The 10,000-nt window shown below is 42.6% G+C and carries 11 protein-coding genes; 6 read left to right on the top strand and 5 right to left on the bottom strand.

The window, feature by feature from the left end:
* Nucleotides 1-3 precede the first annotated feature (3 nt).
* The 3 genes from CIT02_RS11120 to CIT02_RS11110 form a co-directional block, all read right to left on the bottom strand.
* Nucleotides 4-1,164, bottom strand: coding sequence for a pyridoxal phosphate-dependent aminotransferase (locus CIT02_RS11120; RefSeq protein WP_292614981.1), 1,161 nt, complete (start codon nucleotides 1,162-1,164; stop codon nucleotides 4-6).
* A 194-nt stretch (nucleotides 1,165-1,358) separates the two neighbouring features.
* A complete protein-coding gene (gene radB / locus CIT02_RS11115; RefSeq protein ID WP_292612486.1) occupies nucleotides 1,359-2,057 on the bottom strand; it encodes a DNA repair and recombination protein RadB in 699 nt (232 codons plus the stop codon).
* 209 nt (nucleotides 2,058-2,266) lie between these two features.
* Nucleotides 2,267-2,887: an L-threonylcarbamoyladenylate synthase gene (locus CIT02_RS11110; protein ID WP_292612484.1), complete on the bottom strand. Its 621-nt coding sequence runs from the start codon at nucleotides 2,885-2,887 to the stop codon at nucleotides 2,267-2,269.
* Between the two features lie 54 nt (nucleotides 2,888-2,941).
* Here CIT02_RS11110 and pgsA point away from each other — a divergent pair, with 54 nt between their 5' ends.
* The 4 genes from pgsA to CIT02_RS11090 all read left to right on the top strand — a co-directional run bounded on the left by pgsA (nucleotide 2,942) and on the right by CIT02_RS11090 (nucleotide 5,370).
* Nucleotides 2,942-3,517, top strand: coding sequence for an archaetidylinositol phosphate synthase (gene pgsA, locus CIT02_RS11105; protein WP_048072237.1), 576 nt, complete (start codon nucleotides 2,942-2,944; stop codon nucleotides 3,515-3,517).
* A 79-nt stretch (nucleotides 3,518-3,596) separates the two neighbouring features.
* Nucleotides 3,597-3,839 carry a DUF357 domain-containing protein gene (locus tag CIT02_RS11100; RefSeq protein WP_048072238.1) on the top strand — a complete coding sequence of 81 codons (243 nt, stop codon included), beginning with the start codon at nucleotides 3,597-3,599 and terminating at the stop codon, nucleotides 3,837-3,839.
* A 69-nt stretch (nucleotides 3,840-3,908) separates the two neighbouring features.
* Entirely contained in the window at nucleotides 3,909-4,565 is a 657-nt protein-coding gene (locus CIT02_RS11095; RefSeq protein WP_292612481.1) for a TIGR00153 family protein, read from the top strand.
* Between the two features lie 136 nt (nucleotides 4,566-4,701).
* Entirely contained in the window at nucleotides 4,702-5,370 is a 669-nt protein-coding gene (locus CIT02_RS11090; RefSeq protein ID WP_292612479.1) for a DUF434 domain-containing protein, read from the top strand.
* Nucleotides 5,371-5,552: 182 nt separating this feature from the next.
* On the opposite strand, the gene fbp is transcribed toward CIT02_RS11090, so the two are convergent.
* Together fbp and CIT02_RS11080 are read right to left on the bottom strand one after the other, a co-directional pair.
* On the bottom strand, nucleotides 5,553-6,650 hold the full coding sequence (fbp, locus tag CIT02_RS11085) for a fructose-1,6-bisphosphate aldolase/phosphatase (RefSeq protein ID WP_048072241.1): 1,098 nt from the start codon (nucleotides 6,648-6,650) through the stop codon (nucleotides 5,553-5,555).
* A 225-nt stretch (nucleotides 6,651-6,875) separates the two neighbouring features.
* A complete protein-coding gene (locus CIT02_RS11080; RefSeq protein ID WP_292612476.1) occupies nucleotides 6,876-7,895 on the bottom strand; it encodes an isocitrate/isopropylmalate dehydrogenase family protein in 1,020 nt (339 codons plus the stop codon).
* Between the two features lie 328 nt (nucleotides 7,896-8,223).
* On the opposite strand from CIT02_RS11080, the gene CIT02_RS11075 reads away from it, so the two are divergent.
* Nucleotides 8,224-8,781, top strand: coding sequence for a HEAT repeat domain-containing protein (locus tag CIT02_RS11075; RefSeq protein ID WP_292612474.1), 558 nt, complete (start codon nucleotides 8,224-8,226; stop codon nucleotides 8,779-8,781).
* Between the two features lie 98 nt (nucleotides 8,782-8,879).
* Complete coding sequence (locus CIT02_RS11070; RefSeq protein ID WP_292612472.1) at nucleotides 8,880-9,839, top strand: malate dehydrogenase; 960 nt, start codon at nucleotides 8,880-8,882, stop codon at nucleotides 9,837-9,839.
* Nucleotides 9,840-10,000: the final 161 nt, after the last annotated feature.

Genomic DNA, 10,000 nt, shown 5'->3' with positions numbered 1-10,000 from the left:
TTATTATTTAGAACCCTTCAAAGCTTCCATACCTTCCAGGAAACATTTAGCAAAATACTCTACCTGAGTGGTGGGTATGGAGAAGCTCACCCGGAGGTAGCGGTGTCCGAATTTTTTACTGGTGTAGGATCCTTCCCTGGCAAATATTTTACGTTCTATGAGGTAGTCTGCCATTTCTCGAGGTGTTACTCCGGTGTCTATCATGTCGATAGCCATCATGTTCCCATCGGAAGGGTAGACTGCTATATGGGCTCCGTCCACCTGGTCCACTGCCTGTTTGATTATGTCCTGGTTCTGGCGAGTGGTGTTTTTAACCCGATCAATCCATTTTGGTTTGGATTCTATGGCTGCCATGGCTCCGTTCTGGGCTATCAGGTTGGTTCCCAGGTCGTTGACCACAATGGTGCGTATGGAGTTGATGATCTCCGGTACCCCAATCACCGCCCCGATTCTCATACCAGCCATTCCGTAGATCTTGGAGAAACTGTACACCGTGACGGTGTGGTCTGGGCAGACCTCGGCCATGAGCTGATGATCATGGGCAAAATCACGGTAAGTGATGTCATGTAACAAGTAGATGTCATGATCCTCGGCAATATCCTTAAACTCCTTTCGCTCTTCTCTGGTGTAGGATGATCCCAGGGGGTTCAGGGGATCAACCAGGGATACCAGTTTGGTATTTTTATCCAGGTTTTCCCTTACCAGTTCTGGAGTTAACTTGTAACCGCATTCTTCATTGTAGATGGGTACGGATTTAACATGGTCCCCGAAACGACTGGCAAAGTTGTCAATGATGAGGTATCCGGGGTCACAGGTGATGGTGTTGTTTTCCGGCTCCAGTATGTCATTGGCACAGAGGTAGAGTGATTCTGTTGCCCCGGCAGTTATCAGAATATCGTATTCACTGCCCAGTCCCAGGTCTTCCATGACCAGTTCTTTGAGGCGGGGAAAACCTTCTGGTGGAGGATATTTACAGTAATCGTTATCCTGTACACTGGCAATCATGGCTTCCATAACCCCATCCCTGTCATGGAGGTGGTTGGTGTTTTGACCCATCCAGATCATGTCCGGGTCATTGTAAACATAGTTAAAAAATTCGTTAGCTGTTTTAAAGCCCTTTGGCAATACTTTTGCGGCTTTAGCGTACTTTTTGGGTGAAATCATATCTCTCACAACACACATTCTCAAGATGTATCTTTTAGATTTAAAAATAGAGATTTAGAAATACCTTGGATTGTAGGAATCATCCTCAGAGGGTAGTTTTCTAAATTCCATGTGAATGTAAACCTGCATTATTCTCTCTTTGCGAAATCTATATATCATTTTTAACTCACTTAATTTAAAATTATCTATACCCCTTACCGGAGACCACTATCCACAATGCGGAACCTGGTGCGCAGCCCTTCTGGTCGACTGCGGTGCCTTTTCAGGATGGCATACCTTTCCCCACTAACATCTCCCCTCTCCAGTTCCACCATGATCTTGCTTCGGTACTTTAAAATAGTCCCTCCCACTGGTTCCACCATTCCCTCTCCTTCAAAACTGGCGTAGACCTGGTTGGTGATCACCACGGCAATGTCGTGTTTACGGGCCAGTCTGGTTAAAAGGCCCATCTGTCTTCCGAGTTCCAGGTTGATCTGGGACATTTCCCCGTCCCTAACCCGGTAAAGAGCCACGGCTGAGTCCAGGATGACCAGTTCCACTTCTTCTCCTGATTCCACCATTTTTTCAATTCTGCGCAGGACATTATCCTGCTCAGTAAAGGTTGAGGGCTCGAATACAATGATGTTAGGAGCCAGTTCAGCAAATTCAGTTCCTGAAATCTGTTTAACTCTTTCTATGGACAGACCGCCTTCGGTGTCCACGAAAATACCGTTTTTACCGTTTTTAGCATTTTGGACCAGGAGGTTCAGGGCTATGTTGGTCTTTCCGGACCCTGGAGGTCCGTAGAATTGAGTTACACAACCTTTCTCTACTCCACCCCCAATGAGAGAGTCAATGGGTGATGAAGTGGCTATTTTACCCTTTTCTTTCATGTTGGATAGAATTTCTGACATTACAACTCCTGCTACTTTTATTTAAATGGGTTATCTGTATAATTTTATTTTATAGGATTATTTTCCTTACTAGTATTTGGATTTAATCCCTATAATTTTTGCATACCCCACCAGAAAGTTTACACAAAATTTATATTATTAACTTATATGGTTTAAATATTACTAAATGATTGAGATTATACCAAGGAAAGAGGAGAATAAACTAAGATTTAGCCTTCCAGTACTTGTAGAAGTTTTCCCATCCCCGCACCTTCCCTCCTGATTTTGGGAGGATCCACGGTAAGATCCAACACTGTGGATGAGATTCCACCACTGCAGGGACCGGAATCAATGATGATATCTGGCTGATCCCCCAGTTCCCTTTGTACTTCCGTAGCAGATTTAGGAGAGGGATGACCAGAGAGGTTGGCACTGGTGGTGGTGATGGGAAATTCACGGGAAAGTTCCTGGCATATGGCATTATCTGGTATTCTCACACCTATTTTATCCATTCCGGCAGTGATGAGGGAGGGAACCCTATCTCTCTTATTTAAAATAATGGTGTAAGGTCCAGGGAGGATCTTCTGGATTATCTCCTCCTCAAAATGATCCAGATAGGTTATCGCTTTAATATCCTCTATGGTAGAAAGGCAGACTGAAACTGGCTTGTTTAAAGATCTCCCCTTCATATGGTAAACCTTTAAAACCGCTTCTTCCTGGAATATACTGGCACCTAATCCGTATACTGTGTCGGTAGGGTAGACCACAGTTCCCCCATTACCTAGAGTATCCCTGATCAGGGCCATTTTCTCCTTTTCCGGATTTTCAGGATCAACTTTAATGAGTTTCATCTTTCATACCTTAAACTCCAAAGTATATATTCTTATAAAACCCATATTCGAAGTATGCTTAATAAACTTCGGCCCCAATTCCAAAGATTGATCAACCCCCTGGCAGGAAGAATCAGTTTACACCCTAACATTCTAACGGTAATAGGGTTGTTAGTCAGTCTTTTTGCAGCCTACGCATTTGCACGTGGGAACCTCCTGGCAGGAGGTCTTCTAATACTTTTAAGCGGTTTTTTTGACGTGATTGACGGTGCTGTGGCCCGAAACAATAACACCAAAAGCAAGTTCGGGGGTTTCCTGGACTCTACCTGCGATCGCTTTGCTGACGCATTCATAATCATCGGGATCATCTACGGTGGATTCGTGAACTGGTTCTGGGGAATTTTAGCATTACTCGCCGCATTAAGTGTGAGTTATATCCGGGCCCGGGCCGAAGTAGAAGGAATTAAATGTGATGTGGGGATAGCAGAACGGGCCGAGCGCCTGTTCATAATTCTAGGCGGTGCCTTCATAGGCTACTTCACCAACCCCCAGTTGGTCATGACCCTGGCCATTCTCCTCATTGTGGTACTGGGATACATAACTGTCCTGCAACGTATCTATCACTCCTGGAAGGAACTTAAAAATCTTTAAAGAAAGCGAATGCCTAAATTCACCCCTTAAATCTATATTAAAAGAAAATTCAAACATAATTAAGTGCTTTAGTGATAATATGGATGCAATAGAACGGATTGAGAAAGATTTAGAGCTTTTTGCAAAAAATATAAAAGAAGTGGAATCCATAAAAATCCATGATAGAGAAAAAAAAATCGTGGAAATGGCCCAGAACTACCGGGATGACACTGAGTACTACCTGAAGCAAAAGGATCATTTAACCTCTTTCGGTTGCATAACCTACGCACACGGACTTTTAGATGCAGTAAGGCTTCAGCACGACCTTATAATTGATGAATAATTAATTTATAAGTTTGAGTAGTTTAAAGGTGAAAAATACGAATTATAATACTAAAAAGAAGGTATTTAAATGAGGAAGATCTTTGGCAAGGAGTCAGAGGTGGAAAAACATTCCCGTGAGCATGTTGAATTAGTTTTTGAATGTGTTAAAAAGCTAAAAGAAATAATGCCACCCTTTTACCTGGGAGAATTTGATATTTTAGATGCAAAAGTCATAGAAATGTCCATACTGGAAACTAAAGCCGACGAAGTTCGCCGGGTCATGGAGATTGAATTTTTCCAGGGAGCTTTCCTCCCCTTTGATCGTGAAGATCGGATAATACTGGCAGAACTGGTGGATAACGTTGCGGATATGACCCAGGAAGCAGCCTACGGAATTAGTCTAAGTAGGATCACCTTCCCCCCTAATTATAAGGATGATTTTGAGGAACTGGTAGACGAAGTTATAGATTCTATAGCTGTTTTAAAGGAATGCATTGAACTTCTGGATGTGGATCTGGGACAAGCCCTTAAAAAAGCCCATGAAGTTGAAGAAAGGGAAATTAAGGTGGATATGATAGAAAGACGCATCCTCAAAAAACTTTACCAGTCCTACCGTGATGAAGAATTTGGAATTCTAAGGTTACTAGAACTGAAAAACATGGTAACCCGTTTAGGAAACATCGTTGATCAGGCCGAAGATGCCTCTGACCGGGTGCCCATCATTGCCGCCAAGAGGAAAGGTTAATTGTGTTCATTCTCTAAACTGAATCCCTATCATCGAATCCCCCTAATTATAACCACTTCTTTACTAAATTACATATAACCCCCTATCAAAGAACCTTATTTATCACAGAAATTTCTCGAAAGATGGAAGGGAATGTATGAATTTTCAGGATCCTATTTTAACAGAAGCTAAAAAAGACTTTCAGTACCTTTTAGAGCGTGGTTTTCCCCGTACTGGAGCTCTGGAATATGTGGGTAACCATTACCTACTGGGAGATTTGGAGAGGAATTATCTGATTCGTACAGTTTTTCCCCTCACAAAAATTGAAAGCCGTAGGAATAAGTTAATTTTATTATCCGATATAAAGGGCAAAGATGTCCTCCTGGATGGTTATAATGTTCTTATCACGGTGGAAGCCCTTATACGGGGAGAAGAAGTGGTAGTAAAATGTGATGATGGGGTTATCCGGGATGTGAAGGCCGTCTTCGGGAAGTATAAAAAGAATGAAAATACTGCACCTGCCTTGAATTCCATTATTTCTCTGCTGAAGATCTTCAAACCCCAAAGTGTGCTCTTTTTCTTTGACAGTCCGGTGAGTTTAAGTGGGGAGCTGGCCAGGGCCACCCGGGAAATTTTAAACTCACAAGAAGTGCCCGGTGACGCCCAGACCTCAGAAAATGTTGATTATCAACTGATTAACTTATCCCACGAAGTGGACGGGGTTGTGGCCACCAGCGATGGTATCATAATTGATAAAGTTGATAAGGTGCTGGATGTACCAAGTTATGTGGCTCGTTTAAATCGAAACAAGAAAGTAGTAAAATAAGTCATTTACTAAAAACCTTCATTAATAAAAATTTATTTAAAAAAACGTGCCATAAATAAATTATTTAATAAGTTTAGGTCATTAATAGGCCTGAAACAAGCTCTTTTTCACTTTAATTTTTTAAAAAACCGTTAAATCAAGGAAATTATTTCTGGATAAAAAAATAAGGAAATTAAGGATATTTATTCAATATCCTCAAATCGGTTACCGAGTTTTTCCATTACACCCGGCAGGGTGGTGTATTCCATTTCATCGGCAGGTAACCTGTGTGGTTCGAATGGTCCGTGTCTCCTCATGTAATCGGCAATTTCTGATGCCTGGGCCCGGGAACGGTCAAAGGCAGGGTCATCGAACATGTCGGCTGGTCCCACTAATTTACCATCGGCTATCTGGAATCCAAGGGCCATTACACGTGGTGGTCCGTCGAACCTGACTGGATAAGCGTTTTTCTGTCCTACGGGCATTAATGGTCCGTTGTGTGAACCTCTCATCCATCCTCCCACCAGGTGAGGGAAGGCGAATGGTTCTACTACTTCTCCTGCTGCTGGGAATCCGGATTGGGCCCTGACAATAGCCACGGGGTCGTCTTTTCCAACATATGAACCGGCCATTAAGTTTAATCTTTCGGTACTTATGGCTGCGGCGATTTCATTATCATCCCTGCGGCGGATACGTTTTATGACATATCGGTTGATGGTTCCCAGTAAAGCCAGTAAATCGTACATTTCATCTGGACAGGAGAGTTTGACTTTTTTGTGTTCCATTACATCGAACACTTCAAATTCAAATCCGTTGTGCAGTGATGGGTCGATTACCAGACCGGCAGTGGTGAATGGGTCTGCAAACATTTTAAACAGGGGCAGGTTAAATGCTCCGGGTTCGGTTTTGTCACAGCAGAACACCACTACGGGGTCACTGGGCCTTTCTTTAAATTCCATTTCTGCACATCCAGGACCCATTCCTTTGATGTTTCCGGAGAAAGTATCGGATAGAAGGTCCTGACCGGCACCGTAGAGTTTCAGTTCTTTGGCAACTGCGGTTGCTTCAGTGAATGCAGTCCATGCCATTTCGTGGATTTCTTCGTTTTCTTCACCCTGGGTGTGGGTCATGATGAGTTCGGTGTCGTCACCACAGTTGGTCACATAATAATCAATGAGAAGCTCTTCTTCTTTGGCTTTTCCTAAAATTTCTTCACATTTTTTTAATAATGCGGGATGTGCCAATCCGTGTCCTGCTATACTACCAACGTCTGCTTTTATTACACTAATGGTGGTTTTCATATTCTATGCACCTCCAAAAAAATCATGAACATCTAATGCGCATTTATTAGCTGTAAAGGGCTGTTCATGTTAATAATTATAATACCAGTCCTCACAAGGAAAACTAGACTTAGAAACAGATATGAGCTGTTCTAATAAAACCCTTTCTTATTGACAAATTATGAGGGGATGGGCATATAAAATTTACTATGCCCAGTTTAACCCTAACCTAGAATTAGTTTGGTGTTAACTTTTTTTGAAGTATTTTTTAACTGCTTGAGCCATCTCCATGGTGGTGGAAGTTCCTCCCAGGTCTGGTGTGAGGACAGTTCCCTCTTCCAGTACTTTTATAAGGGCCTGTTCAAGTTCAAATGCTTCCTGGTGTTCTCCCAGGAACTGGAGCATGAGGCAGGCAGACAGGACCATGGCCGTGGGGTTGGCCACACCTTTACCAGCTATATCTGGAGCAGAACCATGAACCGGTTCAAACAGACCATTGTTATCCCCAATATTCGCCGAAGGTGCCATTCCCAAGCCTCCCACCAGTCCGGCTCCTTCATCAGATAGTATGTCCCCAAAAAGATTGGTAGTTACCACCACCTGGAACCGGTGGGGATCAGTGACCAGGAACATGGCCGCGGCATCCACGTAGAGTTCATCAGCGGCAATATCTTGATAGCCGTCCTTTTCTTTGTATTCTTCCGCTACTTTCCAGAAGGAGTTTCTGAATACTCCATCACTTTTTCTTAACACATTGGCCTTGTGCACCGCAGTTACCCTGGTTTTACCCCTATTTTTCGCTTCTTCAAAAGCCACTCTGGAGATACGATGAGAAGCCTTCCGGGTGATAACCCTCAGGGCATTGGCCCCTTCACTGGTGACTTCTTCAATTCCCGAGTAAAGCCCTTCGCTGTTCTCACGGATTATAAGGATATCCACATCATCATACAAAGATTTCACACCAGGATAGGACTTGATTGGCCTTAAATTGGCGTAGAGCCCCAATTCTTTTCTAAGGGTTACTATTGCACTTGAAGTCTTCTGATCGGGAACAGAGGTGACTGCTCCGAAAAGAGTGGCATCGGTATTACTAGCCATTTCTAATGTTTCATGGGGCAAATTATTCCCAGTTTCTTGATAACAGGCATATCCTGCCCGGGCTTCATGAAAATCAAATTCTAAATCAGATGCTTCAAGAATATCCAGGGTAGCTTCCATGACCTCTGGCCCTATACCATCTCCCGGTATTACCGTTACTGTGTACATATCAATCCTCATGTTTTTTTATTAAGTTATCCCCTTAACTCTTTTGAAGTTTAATTAATTATTTTTAACTGCATAACATAATTAACCTCATTATTAAGTGCCACTCCCGGGAAATAACCCTCGAACTAATCACCATTTAATCAGAATGGGGAAGTATTCTGGTGTGGCAGGTTATATATTTTCCCCAATAGGGAGGCTGTAATGGTAAACTATATGATGGAGTAAGGATATAATATATTTTCCTTAGGTTAACGCTTTAACCAAACCTAAGTAAAGTATCATTATATATTTTAGAATTTATTACAACTTTTCAGGGGGATTTTTAGTTATGGAAGTTGAAAAAAACGTAGCAAGACTTATAGAAAATTTGAAAGATAACGATGAACTGGTACAAGTCCAAACTACTGAAATGCTGGTGGAAATTGGAGAACCAGCAGTGGATCAGCTTATAGACGCCCTGGAAGATGGAGATAAAAACATCCGCCAGGGAGCAGCTAAAGTACTGGGACTTATTGGTGACAAAAAGGCTATAAATCCCCTTATAACCACTATGAAGGATGATAATAAGTGGGTGCGAAGGGCATCTTCAGGAGCCCTGAGTAATATGGGAGAATCTGCTGTGGACCCCTTAATCCAGACACTGGAAGATGAAGACTGGAGGGTGAGAGGTGGAGCTGCCTGGGCCTTGGGTAACATAAAATCCCCTAAAGCATTAGCCCCTCTAATTAAAGTAATGGACGATAGTAGTGGATTTGTGAGGGCCGGTGCAGTGATGGCCCTTGGAAACATTGGCGGGGAAAAGGCAGAAGAAGCACTGGAAAAAGCCCGTAAAGATAAAAGTGGATACGTCCGCCGGGTGGCCCAGGACTTCCTGAATAAAGATTAATTCCCTTTTTTTTAATTTTTAAATTAGTAACTTAGAGATTAATTATAAATAATGAGATATACCAGTAGTTTACCAAGAATCAATGAATGGGGTATGGAATGAAGGTTAGTGTAATTGGTGCATCGGGTAGAGTGGGTAAAGCCGCCGCTTTTAGTTTGGCTGAGGAAAGTGTGGTTAGTGAAGTGGTCCTGTTAGCACGGGAAAAAAGTCTGGGCCGTATCCAGGGAGAAGCCCTGGATATGAACGATGCCATGGCTGCCAAGGATATCCGTGTGGCCATAACCCCCAGCTCTAATTTTGAAGATCTGGCCGGTTCTAAAATCGTGGTGATAACGGCCGGAGCCCCACGAACTTCAGATATGACCCGTATGGACGTGGCCAAACCAAATGCTAAGATCATAGCCGAATATTCACGTTTAATTGCCAAATACGCTCCGGAATCCATAATACTGGTCATCACCAACCCGGTAGACGTTATGACTTACGTGGCCTACAAAGCCTCCGGGTTCCCCCGAAGTAGGGTCATAGGATTGGGAAACCACTTAGACTCCCTGCGATTGAAGAACCTCATCTCCAAACACTTCAACATCCATGTCAGTGAGATACACACCAGGATTATAGGGGAACACGGCGACCACATGGTGTTACTTCTAAGCTCCACTTCCATTGGGGGGATACTGGTTAAGGACTTCCCCCAGTACCAGTCATTCAACGTGGAAACCATTGTGGACAAGGTTAAAAACGCCGGTAGCTACGTAATTAATAAGAAGGGAGCCACGGAGTACGGACCAGCCTTTGCTATTTCCAACACAGTGAAAACCATCATAAACGATGAAAAGAGAATACTAACCCTCACCACATTTTTAGATGGCGAAATAGACGAAGTAAGTGATGTGTGTCTGGGAGTACCTGTTAAATTAGGTATAAATGGCGTAGAAAGAGTAATCAGTGTCAAAATGAATGACAATGAACTGGAAGATTTTAAAACTGCTGCTAGAGTGGTTAAAAAATCCACCGAAGAAGTAATGGCCTCACTGGACGAAGATGTTAAGGATTAAGGCTTTTTTTGATTAAATTTTTTTATTAATCATTCTAATTTTAAAATTAAATGGTATTCCCTATACTAAATACAAAAAACTTAAAAAAAGATATTTTGGGGTTAATTGAACCCGATTTGGGTTTAACCCAATATGGTTGTATAGTTCAACCCTTACTATTA

Origin of the sequence: Methanobacterium sp. BAmetb5 (genome assembly GCF_003491305.1) — an archaeon.
Taxonomy (GTDB): domain Archaea; phylum Methanobacteriota; class Methanobacteria; order Methanobacteriales; family Methanobacteriaceae; genus Methanobacterium.
The sequence above is the reverse complement of the archived record's forward strand: the minus strand, read 5'-3'. Positions and strand labels throughout refer to the sequence as shown.

Bases quoted from the DNA above. Each gene is read 5' to 3' on its own strand.
- CIT02_RS11120 (WP_292614981.1), bottom strand. From the start codon at position 1,164: ATGATTTCACCCAAAAAGTACGCTAAAGCCGCAAAAGTATTGCCAAAG.
- radB (WP_292612486.1), bottom strand. From the start codon at position 2,057: ATGTCAGAAATTCTATCCAACATGAAAGAAAAGGGTAAAATAGCCACT.
- CIT02_RS11110 (WP_292612484.1), bottom strand. From the start codon at position 2,887: ATGAAACTCATTAAAGTTGATCCTGAAAATCCGGAAAAGGAGAAAATG.
- pgsA (WP_048072237.1), top strand. From the start codon at position 2,942: ATGCTTAATAAACTTCGGCCCCAATTCCAAAGATTGATCAACCCCCTG.
- CIT02_RS11100 (WP_048072238.1), top strand. From the start codon at position 3,597: ATGGATGCAATAGAACGGATTGAGAAAGATTTAGAGCTTTTTGCAAAA.
- CIT02_RS11095 (WP_292612481.1), top strand. From the start codon at position 3,909: ATGAGGAAGATCTTTGGCAAGGAGTCAGAGGTGGAAAAACATTCCCGT.
- CIT02_RS11090 (WP_292612479.1), top strand. From the start codon at position 4,702: ATGAATTTTCAGGATCCTATTTTAACAGAAGCTAAAAAAGACTTTCAG.
- fbp (WP_048072241.1), bottom strand. From the start codon at position 6,650: ATGAAAACCACCATTAGTGTAATAAAAGCAGACGTTGGTAGTATAGCA.
- CIT02_RS11080 (WP_292612476.1), bottom strand. From the start codon at position 7,895: ATGTACACAGTAACGGTAATACCGGGAGATGGTATAGGGCCAGAGGTC.
- CIT02_RS11075 (WP_292612474.1), top strand. From the start codon at position 8,224: ATGGAAGTTGAAAAAAACGTAGCAAGACTTATAGAAAATTTGAAAGAT.
- CIT02_RS11070 (WP_292612472.1), top strand. From the start codon at position 8,880: ATGAAGGTTAGTGTAATTGGTGCATCGGGTAGAGTGGGTAAAGCCGCC.